General features: G+C 57.3%; 1 protein-coding gene. It reads right to left on the bottom strand.

Annotated elements, in window-relative coordinates; translation table 11 throughout:
• Nucleotides 1–1,706: condensation domain-containing protein (locus E1297_RS02120; protein ID WP_209015590.1), on the bottom strand; the 1,706-nt coding region annotated here is incomplete at both ends.

The following is a 1,706-nucleotide window of genomic DNA, read 5'->3' on the forward strand; positions in this document are numbered from 1 at the left end:
GAAGCCATGCAGCACAAGCTCCCGCTCCGCTTCGTTTAGAAGCGGCAAGGTAAAGATGGCGACATGTGGCGCGGTCAAAGCGCTGACAAGAAACCCTTGCAGCTGGTCTCCGAGGCGCCGGACCGTGACCTCGTCAAACAGATCCGTGGCGTATTCGATAGACACATCAACGCCGGTGGGTCCTGGATTAATGTCGATCGTGAGGTCGTATTTGGAAACCTGCGGCAGGGCATCTCCAAACATGTCGAACGCCATGTCTGTTCGCTCGAACGTGCCATCGTCCCGGAACGCATGCATGACCAGCAGAACCTGGAATACTGGTGTTGCGTTGGATGGCTTTGACCCCAAAGTCGCCACAACCTGTTCAAACGGCACATATTGATGGGAAAAGGCCTCATTCACCGTTGTGCGGGCGCGTTCGAACAAGTGATCAAAGCTCGCCTCAACGTCCACTTCCGTTCTGAGCGCCAACGTATTACCAAAATAGCCAAACTCGTCCCAAAGGGCTGCGTCCGGCTTCATCACATGGGGCGTGCCCAAAACAATGTCCGTCGAGAGAGTCACCCGCGACAACAGTCCGGAAAGGGCGGCCGCAAACACCATGAACGGTGTGCCGTTGTGGAGGACCGCATACTCCTCAACCGCCCGCCACTGCGCCTTGTCAAAACCTGAGACAGCAACCCGGGTCCCAACGTGATCCCTCTTTGCCGGACGGAGCCTATCGCTTGGAAGATCAATCACTTCCGGCGCGTCCTCAAGTTTGGTATTCCACCATGCAAGTTCGGCACCCAGAACATCCAACATCGCGTCCGAGCGCTGCCAGGCCGCATAGTCCGCATAATGCAAGGCTATATCAGGTAAATCAGGGGCACGCGTCTCGACCGCTGCCGTGTAGAGTTCAAGGAAATCTGCGGGCATGACATGGCTCAAGGACCAGTTGTCACCAACACTGTGGTGGGTTGCCAGACACCAGACATGACAGACATCGGACAGCTTCACGACGAGCGCCCGGCAGGGGTGGTCCCGCCCCAGATCGTAAGGAACCGCAATAAGCTTGATGCAGCGCTCATGCGCGGCATGCTCCAGCTCTTCAATCGGCTGAAGGTAACCCGACCAATCCTCGAACATTACCTTCAGCGCCCCAGCAGGGTCAATTCGTTGATATAGTTGACCATCTTTGCTCAGGAGCCGGGTCCGCAAAACTTCGTATCGGTCCAGGATCCCCTGCACTGCCGTCACAAACGCTTCTGTATCAACCGGGCCGGTGATCTTCAGCGGCAGACCTTCATTGTAAACCGGCTGACCTTGATACAGACTGTTGGCCAGCCACATACGCTCCTGTTCGAACGATGCTGGCACCTGTGCTGCCCGGTTTGCGGGCACAACCGAAGGCAAGGCGCGTCCAAAATCTTCATCCAGCCTTTCCGCCATCCGGCGCACTGTCGGGAACTCGAACACAAGCCGCACCGGCACATGGGTCCCCAGAGCCTTCTCCAGTCGCATGGCGAATTGCGCCGCAAAGATCGAGTGCCCGCCAATGTTAAAAAAATGATCGTCTATCCCAACCCGCTTCAGATGCCGGCGATCATGCGAAATCACATCCCGCATGATCTGGCACATCAGGGCTTCCCGCTCGCTGCGCGGGGCAGCATAGACGCGTGCAGCAACAGCCCCGTCCACATCGGGCAAGGCCTTGCGGTCAATCT

It is taken from the genome of Roseibium sp. RKSG952 (assembly GCF_009711355.1).